This window comes from Pantoea sp. XAF26B01_ASV70 (genome assembly GCF_054512635.1).
Genome location: NZ_CM137251.1, coordinates 3125155 through 3142278, shown reverse-complemented (window position 1 = coordinate 3142278; position 17124 = coordinate 3125155). Strand labels below are relative to the sequence as shown.

The 17124-nt window shown below is 49.9% G+C and carries 22 protein-coding genes, 1 tRNA gene and 2 pseudogenes; 16 read left to right on the top strand and 9 right to left on the bottom strand.

What is annotated here, in order from left to right; translation table 11 throughout:
• Positions 1 to 121 precede the first annotated feature (121 nt).
• From ACX8ZY_RS14865 to ACX8ZY_RS14850, 4 genes and pseudogenes are all read left to right on the top strand, one after another.
• A complete protein-coding gene (locus ACX8ZY_RS14865; RefSeq protein WP_029519430.1) occupies positions 122 to 625 on the top strand; it encodes a DUF1198 family protein in 504 nt (167 codons plus the stop codon).
• A gap of 94 nt (positions 626 to 719) precedes the next feature.
• Positions 720 to 796: transfer RNA gene (locus tag ACX8ZY_RS14860), tRNA-Arg, on the top strand.
• A 164-nt stretch (positions 797 to 960) separates the two neighbouring features.
• A pseudogene (locus ACX8ZY_RS14855) lies at positions 961 to 1113 on the top strand (Arm DNA-binding domain-containing protein); the annotation flags it as partial.
• Positions 1114 to 1432: 319 nt separating this feature from the next.
• Positions 1433 to 1705, top strand: a complete 273-nt coding sequence (locus tag ACX8ZY_RS14850; RefSeq protein ID WP_158131933.1) for a hypothetical protein — start codon at positions 1433 to 1435, stop codon at positions 1703 to 1705.
• Positions 1706 to 1907: 202 nt separating this feature from the next.
• Here ACX8ZY_RS14850 and ACX8ZY_RS14845 read toward each other — a convergent pair whose 3' ends face one another.
• From ACX8ZY_RS14845 to ACX8ZY_RS14815, 7 genes and pseudogenes are all read right to left on the bottom strand, one after another.
• Complete coding sequence (locus tag ACX8ZY_RS14845; protein WP_010259042.1) at positions 1908 to 2354, bottom strand: DUF943 family protein; 447 nt, start codon at positions 2352 to 2354, stop codon at positions 1908 to 1910.
• Positions 2347 to 3150, bottom strand: a complete 804-nt coding sequence (locus ACX8ZY_RS14840; protein ID WP_459260207.1) for a DUF3289 family protein — start codon at positions 3148 to 3150, stop codon at positions 2347 to 2349. The genes ACX8ZY_RS14845 and ACX8ZY_RS14840 overlap by 8 nt, the downstream gene beginning before the upstream one ends.
• Before the next feature lie 235 nt (positions 3151 to 3385).
• Positions 3386 to 3499 (bottom strand): annotated as a pseudogene (locus ACX8ZY_RS14835) (LexA family protein); the annotation flags it as partial.
• Positions 3474 to 3686, bottom strand: a complete 213-nt coding sequence (locus tag ACX8ZY_RS14830) for a hypothetical protein (RefSeq protein ID WP_158131932.1) — start codon at positions 3684 to 3686, stop codon at positions 3474 to 3476. The gene ACX8ZY_RS14830 and the pseudogene ACX8ZY_RS14835, both read right to left, overlap by 26 nt.
• A gap of 129 nt (positions 3687 to 3815) precedes the next feature.
• Positions 3816 to 4043, bottom strand: a complete 228-nt coding sequence (locus ACX8ZY_RS14825) for a putative hemolysin (protein ID WP_158132184.1) — start codon at positions 4041 to 4043, stop codon at positions 3816 to 3818.
• A gap of 1393 nt (positions 4044 to 5436) precedes the next feature.
• Positions 5437 to 5769 carry a SymE family type I addiction module toxin gene (locus ACX8ZY_RS14820; protein WP_010671248.1) on the bottom strand — a complete coding sequence of 111 codons (333 nt, stop codon included), beginning with the start codon at positions 5767 to 5769 and terminating at the stop codon, positions 5437 to 5439.
• A 302-nt stretch (positions 5770 to 6071) separates the two neighbouring features.
• On the bottom strand, positions 6072 to 6971 hold the full coding sequence (locus tag ACX8ZY_RS14815) for a LysR family transcriptional regulator (protein WP_010259037.1): 900 nt from the start codon (positions 6969 to 6971) through the stop codon (positions 6072 to 6074).
• A 141-nt stretch (positions 6972 to 7112) separates the two neighbouring features.
• On the opposite strand from ACX8ZY_RS14815, the gene ACX8ZY_RS14810 reads away from it, so the two are divergent.
• The 4 genes from ACX8ZY_RS14810 (at position 7113) to ACX8ZY_RS14795 (ending at position 9851) form a co-directional block, all read left to right on the top strand.
• Positions 7113 to 7436: a YciI family protein gene (locus ACX8ZY_RS14810; protein WP_421665058.1), complete on the top strand. Its 324-nt coding sequence runs from the start codon at positions 7113 to 7115 to the stop codon at positions 7434 to 7436.
• A gap of 219 nt (positions 7437 to 7655) precedes the next feature.
• Positions 7656 to 8219: an NAD(P)H-dependent oxidoreductase gene (locus ACX8ZY_RS14805; RefSeq protein WP_010259033.1), complete on the top strand. Its 564-nt coding sequence runs from the start codon at positions 7656 to 7658 to the stop codon at positions 8217 to 8219.
• A gap of 80 nt (positions 8220 to 8299) precedes the next feature.
• Complete coding sequence (locus tag ACX8ZY_RS14800; RefSeq protein ID WP_010259031.1) at positions 8300 to 9022, top strand: putative quinol monooxygenase; 723 nt, start codon at positions 8300 to 8302, stop codon at positions 9020 to 9022.
• Between the two features lie 25 nt (positions 9023 to 9047).
• The gene (locus tag ACX8ZY_RS14795) at positions 9048 to 9851 is read left to right on the top strand and encodes a carboxymuconolactone decarboxylase family protein (RefSeq protein ID WP_163640632.1); all 804 of its coding nucleotides are present in this window, start codon (positions 9048 to 9050) and stop codon (positions 9849 to 9851) included.
• Positions 9852 to 10198: 347 nt separating this feature from the next.
• Here the strand turns inward: ACX8ZY_RS14795 and ACX8ZY_RS14790 are convergent, their stop codons facing one another.
• The gene (locus tag ACX8ZY_RS14790; protein ID WP_003854080.1) at positions 10199 to 10435 is read right to left on the bottom strand and encodes a DUF2171 domain-containing protein; all 237 of its coding nucleotides are present in this window, start codon (positions 10433 to 10435) and stop codon (positions 10199 to 10201) included.
• 355 nt (positions 10436 to 10790) lie between these two features.
• Here ACX8ZY_RS14790 and ACX8ZY_RS14785 point away from each other — a divergent pair, with 355 nt between their 5' ends.
• The 6 genes from ACX8ZY_RS14785 to ACX8ZY_RS14760 all read left to right on the top strand — a co-directional run bounded on the left by ACX8ZY_RS14785 (position 10791) and on the right by ACX8ZY_RS14760 (position 15178).
• Positions 10791 to 11387, top strand: a complete 597-nt coding sequence (locus ACX8ZY_RS14785; protein ID WP_050498552.1) for a DUF1349 domain-containing protein — start codon at positions 10791 to 10793, stop codon at positions 11385 to 11387.
• Positions 11388 to 11491: 104 nt separating this feature from the next.
• Positions 11492 to 12511, top strand: a complete 1020-nt coding sequence (locus ACX8ZY_RS14780) for a DUF481 domain-containing protein (protein ID WP_421665057.1) — start codon at positions 11492 to 11494, stop codon at positions 12509 to 12511.
• A gap of 103 nt (positions 12512 to 12614) precedes the next feature.
• Positions 12615 to 13580: a magnesium and cobalt transport protein CorA gene (locus ACX8ZY_RS14775; protein WP_010259025.1), complete on the top strand. Its 966-nt coding sequence runs from the start codon at positions 12615 to 12617 to the stop codon at positions 13578 to 13580.
• Between the two features lie 116 nt (positions 13581 to 13696).
• On the top strand, positions 13697 to 14221 hold the full coding sequence (locus tag ACX8ZY_RS14770; RefSeq protein WP_010259024.1) for a hypothetical protein: 525 nt from the start codon (positions 13697 to 13699) through the stop codon (positions 14219 to 14221).
• A gap of 12 nt (positions 14222 to 14233) precedes the next feature.
• Positions 14234 to 14689 carry a DUF421 domain-containing protein gene (locus tag ACX8ZY_RS14765; protein ID WP_052272104.1) on the top strand — a complete coding sequence of 152 codons (456 nt, stop codon included), beginning with the start codon at positions 14234 to 14236 and terminating at the stop codon, positions 14687 to 14689.
• Positions 14690 to 14944: 255 nt separating this feature from the next.
• Positions 14945 to 15178: a hypothetical protein gene (locus ACX8ZY_RS14760; RefSeq protein ID WP_010259022.1), complete on the top strand. Its 234-nt coding sequence runs from the start codon at positions 14945 to 14947 to the stop codon at positions 15176 to 15178.
• A 37-nt stretch (positions 15179 to 15215) separates the two neighbouring features.
• Here the strand turns inward: ACX8ZY_RS14760 and ACX8ZY_RS14755 are convergent, their stop codons facing one another.
• Complete coding sequence (locus ACX8ZY_RS14755) at positions 15216 to 16112, bottom strand: lipid kinase (RefSeq protein WP_154209643.1); 897 nt, start codon at positions 16110 to 16112, stop codon at positions 15216 to 15218.
• 171 nt (positions 16113 to 16283) lie between these two features.
• Here ACX8ZY_RS14755 and ACX8ZY_RS14750 point away from each other — a divergent pair, with 171 nt between their 5' ends.
• Positions 16284 to 16556 carry a cupin domain-containing protein gene (locus ACX8ZY_RS14750; protein WP_010259018.1) on the top strand — a complete coding sequence of 91 codons (273 nt, stop codon included), beginning with the start codon at positions 16284 to 16286 and terminating at the stop codon, positions 16554 to 16556.
• A gap of 12 nt (positions 16557 to 16568) precedes the next feature.
• Complete coding sequence (locus tag ACX8ZY_RS14745) at positions 16569 to 16994, top strand: DUF4186 domain-containing protein (RefSeq protein WP_064689938.1); 426 nt, start codon at positions 16569 to 16571, stop codon at positions 16992 to 16994.
• Positions 16995 to 17124 lie beyond the last annotated feature (130 nt).

The window sequence follows — 17124 nt, the reverse complement described above, 5'->3', positions numbered from 1 at the left end:
CAGAAGCGCGGCGCGCTGTCAGTTACAGTTTCAGCCGCGTATGTGCTTTCCGGCTTTTTCGTCGCGACGAGTGCCAGCCTGCATGCGTATGATATCTGCAGGACAATCCGGGGACGATGTAATGATTTGGATAATGCTTGCTACTCTGGCGGTGGTGTTTGTCGCTGGATTTCAGCTGCTCACCGCTGGCTCACGCCATGCCGCTCAGCGGCTCAGCAAACGGCTGCAGCTGCCACCGGTACAGGTGGAATCAATGATCTCTATGATGGGGAAAGAGGCGGCGAAAGAGTTTACCGACTATCTCAGCAAGGATAATGAAACGCACCTGCATAATGGCGCAGCGGTACTGCTGATCTGGCAGGTGTTCATTGTTGACGGCAGTGAGGAGAATAGCCAGCGCTGGCATGCGATTCTCAGTCGAGCCGGTTTTCCACCGCTTATTAGCCGCCAGCAGCTGCTGCTCGCGCTGGGCTTTCTGCGCCAGCTGGAGCCGGACATCCAGGCGCTGCATGCACTTCGTGAGCAATACAATGCGCGTTTCACATCACAAGGGATTGAGCTGGAAGGAGAATTTACCGACAACAGTAAACTCGTGTCGCTCAGCGAATGGCGCAGGCGTCACTGACGCCAATTGGTCATTACCGCAGCACTTCGCTGCGGAGAAACGGCAAAAACGTTGACGTACCCGCTTCCCGACGTATAATCCGTGCCATCTCCATGCGCCCTTAGCTCAGTTGGATAGAGCACCGGCCTTCTAAGCCGTAGGTCACAGGTTCGAATCCTGTAGGGCGTACCATATTTTCTTCTGTTAACATCCTTTCTGGTCTACCTTTTCCTTTAAAATCAGAATATAACAGTTCTCTGTGGTCCAGTTTGGTCCAGGGTCACCTATTGCGTTCTTGTTTCGATTGGGGGCAGGGTAGGGGGCATTGCCAGGTTCAATCAACTGGATGCCCCCAAATGAAGCTGACAGTCCGACAAATTGACTCTGCTAAGCCAAAAGAAAAGTCATACAAACTTGCCGATGGTGGTGGTATGTATCTTGAAATCTTTCCAAACGGAGCCAAAAGCTGGAGACTCAAATACCGTATAGCGGGTAAAGAGAAGCGGGTGTAGTGGCATAGTAAGCTCCGGCTCGTTCTTAGCAGATCATGAACAGTAAAATATTCAATATCACCCATAACATTGGGCGGTTGCTTCTTCAACATGGGCGGTTGCTTCTTCCTGCCAGGCTCAATACCGCAAAGCTTCGCTATGGCCCTGTTAAGAGTGTCTTTTCCCATGTGCTGGGACTTGCTTACACGGCGATTAGTGAAGACATAATTCACTCTGACAATTAGTTCTTCCAAAAATCTCCATTAGGTTTTATGTGAATTATATTGATAAAAATAAATCTGCGTTAAAGGAATTATAAATAAGAATGGAGGGTTTTATGAGTAAAGATAAAATGAAAGATGAACAAATATCATTTACTGAGGCAAAAGAGTTTGTTAACAAAGTGCATGATGATTTGGTAGATTTATTAGAAAAAAATAAAATTACTGAAAGCTATAGAATGTATCCTGCTGAATATATTGTTTATATTATGTTTAGAAAGTATTACGCCTCTCAGGATTGCTTAAAAATCGTGAGCATAGTTGAATATTTTGAATTAACCGAAATTGTTGAATGCAATAGTGTTGACTGGTGGTTTTTTCAGTCTTAGCATCTGATGTTGATACTAATAAGATTGCAAGCATAATTCAAACAAAAATGGTTGAAGAAGAGAAAAGCAAAGTAAATTCTGTTCTTGTTAAAGAAGATGATGTGGTTATTAAAAAGAAGTTAGTCAAAAATATTTTGAAATAGCCTGATTTACCTGGTCAGACTATTTAAATTTTGAAGCGATTTAGTAAAAAATATCTTTTTTATTTTAATGTTACCCTACCATCAGAACTCTGTATATATGTTTTATCGCCTATATTTATAAATGCTTTTCTATCAAGGCTCCCTCTTATAACTAATGCTATGCTGTTGTATACACATTTCTTATGCCCGCCATTAGTATCATCAAAGCAGGTATAGTCATCAATTGAACCATCTCTGGTTCCTGTTGGTAACTTTTCATAACCATCGAAGTTCATGATGATAACAGTGAAGTTATCTGGGGTATTGATAATATGATATTTATTCTGAAGCGAATCTTTGTTTTCTAACCACCATTTTAGTTTTCCTTCTGTAGTCATCGGTAAATGTTCTACAAAAACTGCACCATTATCAACTCTGACTATTTTTGCTGGTCTTACAGCAATCCATATGCAATATACTGATATTAACAAAATCAGAACTGCTCCAATCCTTTTGTATTTAAACATTGGTTTCTCCTGTCAATGTTATAGTTGCTCCGAAATTTGTGAAAAATGGCTTTTGAGCTAAATGCTTAGCCCTCTGTAGAACGAACCATATTCTAAAGAAACTAATTGAGTTGAATTTAGCTTTTAAGATATCTTCTTTATCTAAGCCAAAATGGTCTTGTGCTCTGTATTTGATAGTCGCAGTATATTTATTGCCCTGGAAGGTCAGGCTTTCTATAGAAATTTCTGTGCTGTTTATGTCATGGACGGTAATGCCCATGCCATTGACGAAATCTTTCCATCTTGTGTATTTTGGTAAACGACTTTTAGATAACACATTTGAAAAATGTTCTTTCGTCAATTGTGACTTATTAAAATCAAATTGCTCGATAGTGTTTTTAATTATGGATAATGTGCTATCGATAGAGTTGTCACTCAAAATGAGATTTCTGTAGGCATTATCCATAAACGGATGCTGAAAATCATTTCCATTACTACGTTGTATGTGATTGAAAAGATTTATGATCAAGCCCTGGTATGGTCCTCGGAAAGAAAAGGCATAGGACTGAGAGCGTAGCTCATCATATAACAACGCAATGGCTTTTTCTCTACTAACTGGCTGTATAGAATTAGTAGCAGGATGCTGATAGGAGGGACCAAAAGTAGTCCAGTCGATGAAAGTTGATACTTGCCCGAGATGATAATGCTTTTTCAGTATATCAGCATCCATGTCGCCACTTTGCATGTCATCAGCATTTCTGTCATTGAATCTTTTTTTTGTAGTGAAGATGATAAGTTTTTTGTCGATTCCTTTCATTCAAAATCAATCCCTTTCAGTCAAATGATTAAGTATTATACATTTTCTGTTTGTGAGGTAAATTAAGAATTTTTTTAATATTTACTATGTTCAGAGTCATTTACGGCCACATAATCATGCAGTGATGAACCTTGAATATCAAGGCGTTTAGCCAGGTTAATTTATTCGGATGTCTATTAGCATCTATTGAAAGTCACACTCATCTGATGTGCAATCCCGTTCTGATCTGCTCCCCTCAAACCGGCACCATAGGCCACCGCGGGTTCAGCCCCTTGAGGTACTTGTGGATACCGTCGATGAACAGCGTCTTGAATGTCGCTTCGTTATCGTTGGTTAGCTTTGCGATATAGCCAGACACCGATAAAGGCCAGCAGAGCAGAAAGCACCGCCTTAAGCGCAATCATTGTGAATTCGAAACTATCCATAGCGCCTTCACCATCACCGCTAATGTGGCCTTCTACCAGGGATCTGATGATGCTTTCAGGTATGAGAAACCAGGTTGCGGAGAAGATTATAACAAATATCAGTATTTTCATCGCACTACACACTTTGTGAAATCAGGAACATCAATGCGGCCGTATGCTGGTAATCCTCCTTTCATAAAGCCACGTCCCATTCTTACGGCTCCTTGATAGCTGCCCTGATATCCCTTCCGACCAGCGAGTCTACTGGTTATCCCTTCTGTACAGTGCCCACTCCTCGATGCGCTCCCCGCCTGGCAGAGTACAGTAACCTGATTCACCATCCGGGCCCTTAACTATGTCCAGCTTGCCGCCCATCTTTTCACAATACACAGAGGCTGGGTTAGCCATGCCCACAGCGTGTTGTCTGTCATTATGAGGTACACAGGCTGTGAGTAATAAAATGGTCGCTGCGATTGAAATTATTTTCATTTTTAACCTTATCTGAAGAGATTGATGAGGGTTAATCGTTATATCCACGCTGCTTCATCTCGCGCTGGTTTTTCTGTTTAATTAAACGCTTAATGTGATCCGAAGTAGTTATTGTAATCAGATCATAACCTGGACTCAATCCATTATGTAAGTGTGGATTTATATATGCATCGTTTCCACTTAGGATGATTGCAGAAGCCGGACCAGCCACCCTGTACACATCATTTATAAGCCAGACATCTGCTTCTTCGAACCACTTTTAAATTATGGCTAAAACATAACTTAATCATTCATGCTGATGTCGGTGTTAATGTTGAACACCCCTGTTCAGATTTGCAGAGCCCCTTAAAATCGACCTGCAAAACCACACCGCTTCGTCCTAATGTGTGCGAACACTTAGCGTGAATTTTTTCGTATCTGCCTCTTAAGCTCTTTTCACTCTGTATCATTCAGATCGACGCTAATAACCTTGCCCGTATTAGCGTTCCCGGCTTAAAATAGTAACCCCAGTTATGCGGTTAAATGAAAGGTAGGCCTATGTGTAATTGCAGACAGTTGCCAGCTTGTGTGGCTGAAATTGAATCCCTGGAGCGGGGCTTTGAGTTCTCAGGGGGCTTTATTCACAATTACTATTTCGAAACACCGGAAAGTGAACATTTCGAACCGCGGCTTGATTACTCTCAATCCATGTATCGCTGCATGGAATGCGGTCAGGAATGGTACATCGAATGTTCCCCGGAACAGACACCGTATCCAGAGTTTGCCTTAAAGCTAAATGGATTAGTGCGGCCACCTTCAGAGAACGAGCTTCAGGCGGCCAAACAGTATCTTTGCATACTTGCACATGGTGGATTTGGTTCAGAAAAATGCAGGATGGCAGGGTGCCAGAATCATAAGGTTTTGGGGCGCGAGTTATGCCATTTGCATATTCCATTTCCATAGGTAGTCGTAATGGGTTTAAATCCGTTTCATTGACGAGAAGATCAAAACGCCTTGCATATCGAAGGGTGTTTTTAGAAATTTCGGTGAGGCAGATTTATTTGGTCTGGGGGGTGTTTGAAAGTTATAATCCCAGTAAGTACGTTTGGGAGTTTATCATAGGCTTCTGTTTTTTATAGGGTGATGGTTCTTCATAATATTTATTTTAATAAGTTTAGGTGCGCCCTGTTAATAATCTGGTTAATCCCTCAAACACACTTTTCTAAAAGCTGATATTCACCTGAAAATATATATTAACTGTAAGGTGTGTTGATACTGGATGAAATCCAGGATATTTTCCGGGAAAAATGTTTTGATAATGGATTATTAACCTACAGACCTCATCATCATTCGTTAAACCACCCAACTTAAGTCTGCCGCTCCCCAGCCAGAAGCGGCATCCCTTCAGCAGAAATTAAACCTGGCCCGCAACCACACCCGACAAAGCCAGAACCTGCTTCTGTTTCCTGGCGGGCAGCTTATTCAGCTGCGCTAACGCGTTAACCAGCTGCTCATCGACCGGCTCTGGTGGTTTCACGGTCAGCACAATACGGCCCGCCGTGACTTTTACTTCTACTTCGGTGCCGGTGGTAAATCCGGCGGCAGCCAGCCACTGGCCTTTCATGATAATCGACGGAATACGCGCGTAACTGGGATACCGGCTGGCGTAACTCACCGTTAATTTGCGCTGGGAAACGGAAGGGGCTTCTGAATTTAAACCAACTGCATTACACTCTGACTCAGTCATGATCTCTATTCCTTTTCAATAGTGATTGTGATTAGCGATACAGGAGTGCTCCAACACCTCTGTATCGCGCTAAATACCTGTACATATAATCAACTATTGCAGGAAAAGTCCAGCTGAAAATCGATGTAAATCAGTGACTTTAATCATCTGATAAACAGCGAGTTTTACGATAACGATCTCAAAAAAATGTAATTAACTGAAAGCATTCATTGTTCGGAATATAAGAAAAGTCACAGGTGATATCTCGTCATAAATATCTGTCATTAGCCGCATACATTAAGTCCGCAATTAGTAACATGCGCTTAACCCGCAGTGTGCTTAAGCAGAAAGTCGATTAACGTTTTTACTCTTTTCGTTTTACCCGCGCTTTTAGGATAATAGAGATAAACTGGCGGATAAGTTTTCCAGTAACGCTCCATCACCGGAATAAATGCCTCTTTATCCGGCTGTAAATTATGAACCGGTTCAAACAGTCGCCCGATACCCAGCCCGTTGCGAATGCCATCAGCCATCACCTCAATATCATTACTCATCAACTGACCCGGCATCTCAACGGTCAGCTGTTCGCCATGATGATCCAGAATCAGCGGCAGAATACGATTATTGGTGATAAACCGGTAACCGATAAGCCGGTGCTGATGCAGGTCAGACGGAGACTCTGGAATGCCGAACGCTGCCAGATAGGCAGAAGAGGCATACAAACCTTCGCGAAACGGCTTCATCAGCGGTCGCGCCACCACGCCACCTTCCAGAATGTCGCCAAACCGGATCCCCAAATCAAAGCGTTCATCAATGATGTTCACGGTGCCATCGTATACCGAAATTTCCAGCTGAATACCGGGATATTGCTGGCAGAAAGCGGCCATCGCAGGTTTCAGCACCAGCAGATAAGCAAAGCGCGAAAGGGTGATTCTGACCAGTCCCGACGGTTCCTGATTCTGGTCACGGATGCTTTCCAGCGATTTTTCCAGCGAGGCTACCGCTGCCGAGGTTTGTTCCAGCAGCTGCTGTCCGGCATCGGTCAGCTCAATCCGGCGCGTGGTTCGTACAAATAGCGGATGACCGATGTGCGCTTCAAGTAGCTTCAGCGCCTTACTGACAGAGGGGGGAGTAATCTCCAGTTTGCGCGCTGCCGATGAAATATTCCCTTCGCGGGCAATGCTCTGGAAGATGCGTATCTGGTTATAGATGGCGTTGTTCACGGGATAATCCTGACACAATCGGGCTGCTTATTATTAGCCACAGGCTAAATATCTTTGAGTCAATAGTGGCCTAATCTTCACTAAATCGCGAGCATATACTCCTTATCAGTTCCCCCTGGCCGTGAATCTCAGGAGATTGCTATGCGAATTTTGTGTCTGGATAAACCCGCCCCCGATGCCACGCTGGAAAAGTATCACCCTCATCTGGCTGCCGAAGCTTTCCATGCCTGGAGTCTGTATAAATCCGGTGCGCTACGCGATATTTACTACCGACAGGATCGACCCGGCTTCGCGATCTTCCTTGAATGCGACTCGGTGGAACAGGCTCAAAGCCTGCTGGCTGACTTTCCGCTGGCAAAAGCCGGTCTGCTGAGTTTTGACTGCATCCCGTTAGGTGCATTCACCAACTGGGAAAGCCTGTTCGCTGCAGAGTATAAGCCTCAGCAAGAGGGCGTCACCCAATGATCAGTCGCAAACCGCTACCGTGTGTTGTCACCAGTCATCCGACAGGTGTCAGGCAGGCGGCGCAGTAAAAACGCCGCGTGAAGCGCTGGCGGCAGGAAAGGCGGATGCCGTATCGGTGGGATTTGATTAAACGGTGCCGGACGGCAAAAAGTACCCAGCGCGTGATGGCATCGCCAACGCCTGGCTATCTGTTAAAAAATAGATGATTAAAAACTGAAAATGAAAAATATATTAATTATTTCCGGTCATCCTGACCTGAGCCATTCGGTCGGTAATGCTACCATTCTTAATGAAGTCGCTTCTGCGCTGCCTGATGCTGAAATCCGTCGTCTGGATGCACTTTATCCGGACAACAATATCAATGTCAGCGCCGAACAGGATGCACTGCTGAAGGCAGATATTATCGTCTGGCAATTTCCCTTCTCATGGTATTCGCTGCCAGGCCTCATGAAGTTATGGCTGGATGACGTATTTGTTCATGGGTTTGCGCACGGATCAACGGCCAGACTCGGCGGTAAAAAACTGATCCTCTCTTTCACCACTGGCGCACCGCAGGCGTTATACGCGGCAGATGGTGTCTTTGGTCATCAGCTGGAGGATTATCTGATTCAGTTTGAAACCACCGCCCGACTCTGCAATCTGGAGATGCAGAAACCGGTTTATACCTGCGGGATAAGCTATGCCAGTCGTAATGAAACTATTATCACGCAGCAAATTGCTGCAGCAAAGCAACACGCGTCGCGACTCATTGCTCAGCTCAATGCGGAACTCACAACGGCTTAATAGCCAGATGAAACAGAAATCACGCCGGTTAATACACCGAATGAATCGCAAATCACCTCATCCGATAATTAAGGCAGACCGTGAACAATATTACCGCTCTGACTCTGACTCTGCTGATGGCCGGCCCGGCATCGGCAGCCGCTTTAACAGACCCCACAAACCGTGTCATTAATCTGCATGAAATGGAAATTAAGGCCGGGAAAAACGGACAGTACGATGAAGTTGCCAGAGATAATATTACCCGTTCGCTGGCAGAGCAACCAGGTACGCTGGCGATGTATTCACTGAAACATAAAGAAAATGCTCATCAGGCTTATATGATTGAAATTTATGCGAGTGAAGAGGCATACCAGCAACATCTCAGTTCAGAGCCGTACCGGTCTTTTATTACACGCGCACCTGATCTTATCGGCCAGAAAAAGAGCACTGTGCTGGAGCCGCAGTTTTTGGGTGATAAACCCTTCGTACAGAATAAAGAAACCATCAATAACCTGGTGATTGTTGACGTGAAACCGGCCGATCAGCAGGCATTCCGCGATATTGTGCTGCCTGAAATGGCAGAGTCACTGAAGGTGGAACCGGGCGTACTGGCGATGTATGCCGCGACCGATGCGAAAAACAGATATCGCTGGTTCTTCTATGAAATCTACGCGAGTGACGCCGCCTATCAGCAGCACCGCGAAACGCCCCATTTTCGCGACTATATCCGGCTGACAGCTGAGATGACCGACCGCAAAGAGGCGATCCCCGTGGTGCCAGCTCTGCTGAAAAACCGTGGCGCTCTTAACTCTTTTGTTAACTGACCTTTACCAGGGAGCTGATCAGAGGATGAAAAAAGTGATTGCCGCCGCCGCGATCTCCATGATGCTGGCCGACCTGGCCGCTGCTGAACCCAAAAGAGGTGAAACTATGTTGAACGTTAATCCATCCAGCCTTTCGGTTGCCGACATTGAGTCCGTCTCTCCCGCACTGGCTCGTTTCGGACGTGAAGCGATAACCGACGATCTCTGGAAACGCGACGCACTTTCGATCCGAGACCGCAGTATCGTCACGCTTGCCATTCTCATCGCCCGCAACCAGCCTGCTGAGTTACAACATTACGCCGGTGTGGCGCTCGACAGTGGCGTGACGCCTGCTGAAGTCTCCGAAATTATTACTCACCTGGCGTTCTATTCCGGCTGGCCCAATGCGATGTCCGCAATTGCGGTGACCAAAAATGTGTTTCAGGCGCGAGGTATTGGTGCCGATCAACTGGCCGAAGCCTCTCCGGCACTGCTGCCACTAAATCAGGCAGCAGAACAGCAGCGTTCTGCAACGGTGGAGAAAAATGTGGGGCCGATCTCGCCCGGGCTGGTCAGGTTTACCGCCGATCCGCTGTTTCTCAATCTGTGGCAGCGGCCAGCGCTACAACCTCGAGACAGAAGTCTGGTGACGGTCAGCGCGCTGATTGCTTCGGGACAAAGTGCGCAAATTAACTACCATCTCAACCGGGCGATGGACAACGGATTGACGGCTGAAGAAGCGGGCGAGATTATCACTCAGGCCGCGTTCTATGCTGGCTGGCCAAATGCCTTTTCAGCGGTTCCGGTGGTGGGTGAAGTGCTGCGGGATCGCGCAGCAAAACAGGAATAACCCGCAGCGGGTGAGGATCTCAGGTTTTACTTCACCCGCCGTTTCTTACGCCCGCCGGATACCGACAGAGATCCGGCAAAGTGCTGCGCCATTCTGGTGGTTTTTTCCCCTCCCGCCGCAATGCCATGATGACCGCTCCAAACCCTCCGCTTACGACAACCCGCCATTGGGCATAAAAACAGAGAGCACCGCGTCATGGAAAGTAAAAATCTGACAGATATTACTGAAGACGTTTCATACGGTGTGAAATATAAAGCAGTAATAAATGAAGGATGGGCAGGGCAGGACGCAGGAGTTATTTAACAGAATAAATGAAATAAGCCGTGGCGGGCGCCACGGCTAATGTTTTATGCAGACTGCCACTCACTTTCAACATCCGCTTTGGCTTTAGAAAGGATGACTTTATTATCATCAACTTCTTTCACCCAGCTGAATGGAATAATGTGGTGTTTGCCGCCCGCTTCAGGATCGCTTTTCGCCAGCTTAATTTTGTCGTCGCCTTCGAAGTGGTCGACAATCCCGACATGTTCGCCATTCACATCAACAACCTGCGCGTGATCTAAAATTTCTGATTTATCTACCATGGTGGCTTAATCCTTATATTTAATGAGTTCAGTTGCCCTCAGACAAAACAAGCCTGGTTGTTAAATGCTGTTTTCGCCAGGGGATTAACAAAATGAAATAGTTCAGTGAGCTGGACCTGGTCGCTGTTATTTATTGCCGGCAGGAAAATAAAGGGCATATAAGCGAAACCGCAAACAGAGCCGGAGTGTCTGCAGCCACGGGTCTGCTGACCTCACTGCCTGCCACATCGACACCATCAGATTTGCCGCAATCGTCTGCCGCCCGTTCACCAATCAACGCTATGATAATCAGGTCAATCGCCACGCCGCAGATCGGCCAGCACGCGGGCGGTTTAACTTACCCAAAGGAGTGCCTATGACAGCAGTCAGTTCCATTACCACTGAAGGTGGCGTCTGGATTAATCAGCCGCCGGTACACAGCCTGGATGGCGATACGCTGAGGTTCGAAACCGCGCTGAACAGCGATTTCTGGCAGCGTACCTGGTACGGCTTCGAACGGCACAGCGGCCACGCTTTCGGCTTCTGGGTGGAAAATGACTTTACCGTTCAGGTGCAGGTAAGGGCGGATTTCAGTCAGCTCTACGATCAGGCCGGGCTGTTTATTCAGGATAACGAAACGCACTGGGTTAAGGCGGGCATTGAGTTTAACGATGACCAGCCCGCAATTGGCAGCGTGGTGACGCGCGAGTTTTCCGACTGGTCTACCGGTGTGTTTCCCGGCGATGCGCGCCAGTTCTGGCTGCGCGCCACGCTGGAAAATGCGGCCTTAAGAATTCAGTACTCTACCGACGGCGTGAGCTGGCCGCTGTTACGGCTCTGCCCGTGGCCCGGTCAGGCGCGGCGGTTTGTCGGAGTGATGGGCTGCTCGCCTGAACGTGAAGGGCTGGCGATGAGTTTTACGGACTTCGCTATTACTCCACCGCTCGGCAAAGCACTGCACGATCTCTCCTGAGCCAGGCGGCGCATTGCATATCGTCGCAGAATCGGCTTAATTGTCAGGTCAGAATTTGCGGTGACGCGTCGCCCGTGCAAGACGACGCCTTTACAGGGAAAGCTATGCGTTGCGCCACCTCGTTTATCCCGCTGCTGGTCATCAGTTGCTGCGCCGGATGGGCACAGCAGGCCACTGCCGATACCGTCTGGCTGAATAATGGCGATCGGCTGACCGGCACGATTCGTTATCTCAGCGACGGCAAGCTGGGGATAGAGACACACTACGCCGGTACCGTCACGCTGGACTGGAGTGCGGTCAGTACGCTCGCCAGCGAGAATCCGGTGAATGTCGAAAACAAAAAGACCGGCGAACATTATCAGGTGCGGCTCTCCTCATCCGATCCCGGCTATGTCTGGGTGGAACGCAACGAGCAGGAGCAGCAGGTTTCGCTGCGGCGCATTGATGAGTTTATGAAAGCCAAAGTCCGCAGCGATCAGCTTGCCTGGACCGGCAACATCGATGCAGGCGTGAAGGTCAAAAAAGCCTCGACCAAAACTGACGACTACAGCTTCGCGCTCAACACGAAACTGAATCAGGGAAAATGGCGTCACGATATCGGTGCGACCTACAATCGCGAGCAGGAAAACGAGAACATCAATACCGATAACTACAGCCTGCGCTACGCCTTTGATTATCTGGTCAGGGAGCAGTTCTTCTGGCAGACCCGCGCCACCTACAAGCGCGACTGGGTGGAGAATCTGTCACGTCAGGCGCTAATCGGCACCGGTCCGGGTTATCAGTTGTGGGATACCGAACTGAGCGCGTTTTCACTCTCGGTGCTGGGTGGTGCCTTTGAGTATGGCTACAGCGATGACCGGGAAGAGCGGCACTTTGGCGGCTCGCTGCGCTGGAACTATCAGCGCTATCTGCTGGGCAAATCGTTCACGCTTTACAGCAATGGCGATGTCGGCCATTCGCTGGATGATGACGGCGTATTTATGCTGGATGCCGAAGTCGGGCTGCGCTACAGCCTGACTTCGTGGTCAACGCTGCACGTTGGCTATCACCGTAATCTGGTCAGCGGCATACCCGATACCCTGAACGAAGGCATTTTCTCCACCGGATTAGGGCTGAAGTGGTAAGCCGCTGATCGAACAGCGCCGCAGCAAATCCTTACGGTTTTTATCCGGTTACAGGCGCGGGATTGGCTAAGCTGCATGTATTGTCACAACGGGAAAGCAGAAGATGATCGTAAGCAGCAGGGTGTATCGTCCGGGATGCGCGGGCGAAGAGGTTGAAGTCGATGATATCAGTGAAGTGATCAAAGAGCCGGAGGCGTTTATCTGGCTCGGGTTGTGGCAGCCAGACGCTGAGTTTATGGCGAAGATTAAAGAGGAGTTCGGACTTCATGAACTGGCGGTTGAGGATGCACTCAATGCCCATCAGCGACCTAAAATTGAACATTATGGCGAATCGCTGTTTATCGTGGTGAAAACGGTGTGCGCTAAGGATGACAGCTGCGAACTGGGCGAAACGCATCTTTTTGTCGGAAAAAACTTCCTGATCAGCATCCGTCACGGCGCATCTGAAAGCTACACCCCGGTGCGGCAGCGGGCGGCTGAAAACCCGGCGCTGCTGAAGTTTGGTCCCGCTTATCCGCTCTACTGCCTGCTCGATTTTATTGTTGATCGCTATGCCGAGCTCTCTACCTCGCTGAATGAACGGGTCGGGCAGATGGAGAACGATCTCTTCACCAGTGAATTTGATCGCAAGTCGGTGCAGTCGGTCTACACCGTGCGGCGTCATCTGTTGAAACTGCGCAATGCGGCGCTGCCCGTGGAGGAGATCTGTAATCAGCTGATCCACCTGCATGAAGATCTGATTCCGCGCCCGCTGCGCGCCTATATCCGCGACGTGCAGGATCACGCCCGCCATGTCGTCACTGACGCGGAAGATATGCGCGAAATGCTGACCAGCGCCATGCAGGTCAATCTGGCGCTGGTGACGGTGCAGCAGAATGAAGTGGTGAAAAAGCTGGCAGGCTGGGGTGCGATCCTGGTGATCCCGACCGTGGTCTTCAGTATGTATGGCATGAACTTCGAGCATATGCCGGAGCTGAAGTCGCTGTATGGCTATCCGCTGGCGGTGGGGCTGACCCTGCTGGCCTGCGGCGGGCTGTGGGCCAAACTGCGTCGCTCCGGCTGGCTGTAAACGGCAGGATGCGGTGCCAGATTGTCCCGCTGAAAAGGTCACGACCCGCCAGATAGTGAACCTATACTGTCTGGCTATGCTTAACGCAGCGTGCAGTTTTTGTTCCTGAGCCAACAGTGTGTGAGGTCACGGTGAAAAAAGAGGATAGCAGCGGTCAGGCAGTACCGATTCAGGAAAACCTCCGCTGGGTACGCCGTGAATGGCTGATTCAGCGTATCGGTGAATACGTCCTGATTGCGCTGGTGATTCTGGGTGCGTGCGGACTCTTTTCCAAAGGCGTGCTGAGTAACGGCAGCGCCCGCTCGCCGGACGGGACCATCCAGGTGGAGTATGAACGGTTTGGCCGGGTTGAGAGCAATATGGATATGCGCATTCGCTACAACGCACCGGTAACCGATCGCTTTACCGTTACGATTGGCGGTGGCGCCCTGGATAACCTGCAAATCCAGACGCTGCAGCCTCAACCGCTGGAGGCGGTGACGATTGGCAGTGATCTGCGGCTGACCTTTTCGGCCCGCAACACCGGACCGGATCACGCGATCTGGCTTGGCCTGCAGCCGCGCAATGCGGGCCGCATTCACGTCACTATTCATGGTGACGGCCATGCTCCCGCCCGTTTTACCCAATGGATCTATCCCTGACAGAGGCGCTTTATGGAAACGGTATTACGTGCCGCAGCGATCTACCTGGTGCTGATGGTCGTGTTCAAAATTGCCGGCAGACGCACTCTGTTGCAGATGACCTCTTTCGATCTGATTCTGCTATTGATCATCAGTGAAGCAACTCAGCAGGCGCTGCTGGGCGACGATTTTTCTGTTACCGGCGCGGCGCTGACTATTATCACGCTGGTAGCGATTGATATTGTGCTGGGCAAACTGAAAAGTCGCTTTCCGGTGGTGGAGCAGGTGATCGATGGCGGCCCGGTGATCCTGGTCGAGAATGGTAATCTGCTGACTGACCGCATGAAGATGACCGGCATCAGTCCTGATGATGTGCTGGAAGCGGCGCGCTCCGGGCAGGGGCTGGAGCGATTTGATCAGATTAAATATGCGGTGCTGGAGGTTAACGGCCATATCTCGATTATTCCCCGAGCCGATAAACAGTCCTGAGGGGCGTTCGCCCTGGCCTGACAGGAGAGCGCCCGTGCCGGAGCCGCGCAGATTACACACGCCTGAAATATCCTCATCCCCTTGCTGCAGCAGGCCCTGAATGCATTACAGATCCTCATTGCGTCACGCTGCGCTTGTTATGCCGCTTCCCTTGTAATCCTGTCGATTTCGTTCAGACTGAGTATTCCACTCATGCTTTATCATCAGAGCTGGCCTGACTATCAATCAGCGTTATGCTTTTACAGTCAGGATTAAATGAATGAATTTACGCGATTTACCTTCTACCCGGTTACCGGCTGGCATATTGGTCCCCTGAATACCCATCAGGCACTGGTAGTGAAATTCGGTTATATCGATCCCAATGCCCCGCGTGAAAAGGGCCCGCAGGAGACCCTGTTTCTGGGTCTGACCCTCGAAATGGCGAAAAAGCTGGTCGCCAATCTTTCCGAACACATCGACTACGCTGAAAAAAAGAGCACCCAGCACTAGTTTCTCACCGCGATCGATTACCGCGCCCACCGTAGGGCTATTTTGCTGCACTGTCGCCCGGTGCATAAACCCGCAGTGCACTGGCGATCAGGCGAAAATGCGCGGGTGTCTGACCGATAATCTCACCATCTGCATTGATGTAATGGGGACGGCGCGTCTCAATCGTCAGCTCCGTGGCGCTGAATGCCCGCACGTTACGCCAGCGACCGTGAGTGCCGCGCCGCAGAAAGGGCAGCAGCGCAATGAGCTGCCAGCTATGCTGCAGCTCCAGACTGTAGACATCCAGTAACCCATCGTCCGGAGCGGCACGCTGTTCCACCGTCATGCCGCCCCCATAAAAGCGTCCATTGCCCACCGACACCTGAACCGTTTTGATCGGCGTCCGATGGCCCTGATGCACCAGCGTAGCGCTGAAGGGACGGCTCTGCCGCAGCACCCGCAAAGCCGCCAGGGCATAACCGCCCACTCCCCAGCGTTTTTTCGATTCCGCCGTGAGGTTGCGCGCCAGTTCCACCGAAAAGCCGATGCTGGAGACGTTCAGAAACAGATGCTGATTCACTTCACCCAGGTCCACTGCGCGCAGCTGCCCGTCAGCGATAATCTTTATCGCGGACTCCAGGATGGCAGGAATGCCCAGCGTGCGGGCAAAATCGTTGGCGGTGCCCAGTGGTAAAATGCCCAGCGGCAGGCCGGTCTGCATCAGTCCCGGCGCGGCCGCATTAAGCGTGCCGTCGCCACCGCCGACGATCACCGCATCAACGCGATGGGCATACGCCGCGATTAATTCGCTGTAGCTGCGGGTATCATCTCCGGCCGGTTGCAGCAGGGTGAACCCGGCCTGAGCCAGCAGCGACTGTGCGCGGCTGGCCTCGGCGCGTCCTTTGCGCGAGCGCTGATTAATCAGCAGCAGGGCAGTTTTCTCCTGTTGAGACATACTTTTGCGTTATCCCGATGTCAAAATGGCTGTAACGAGACGGCAAGTACAGCACTGGCCTGACCGGTGAACAACCCTGCTTGCGCTACTTTACGTAACCTGTTGAGTGCCATAAGCGGCGATAAAGATCGTCTACACTGCTAAGGGTCAGATCCACACTGAGGAGTTGCGATGACAGAACACGAATTCAGAAAATTGTTAGCCGAACAGGGTTTTGACGAGCCTCTGTTGATTGAGCGTGCAGCCGCCGCCCAGCTTGATAATCACGTACATCCCTTTGAAGCACTGGCACTGATTCTGAGTGGTGACATCACCATCAGTACCGAACAAGGCGATACCACCTATCATCCCGGTGAGACATTTCATCTGCAGCCCAATGAACTCCATCGTGAGGCGTTCGGGTCGCAGGGCGTACGCTATCTGGCGGGACGTAAATATGAGTGACTGGCAATCAGCATGAAGGTTTCTGACGACCTGTTTACCCGGCTGTCACGCTCGCCGTTCCGTCAGCGCTTTCGTCTGGGACGCGCGGAATATGATTATGCGAGCAGCAAAGGCGAGCCGGTATTGCGCCTGCACGCCGCTGAGTTTGTGGCACAGCGGCTGGCGCCTGCGCAGCCTGAAAATGATGGCAAGCAGACGCCGATGCGCGGCCACCCGGTGTTTATCGCTCAGCACGCCACCGCAACCTGCTGTCGTGGCTGTCTGAGTAAGTGGCACAACATCGGACAGCACCAGCCGCTGAGCGCGGAGCAGCAGACCTATATAGTGACGGTGTTGCTGCAGTGGATCACCCATCAGATGCAGCAGCCTGCACCGCCTGCTCGCGTCAGCCGAAGCCAGCCGAAACCGGACAACGATCCGCAACTCGCACTTTGGTAATGGACGAAAAAGCTACAACCGGCGGCTTTTTCTGGTGAAAACTGGCCCTTTTTCATTCCTGGTTTATTCTTAAATCTTTCCTGGGAACACTATGCCAGGATTAAAACCTACACGGCAACGATTCATACAG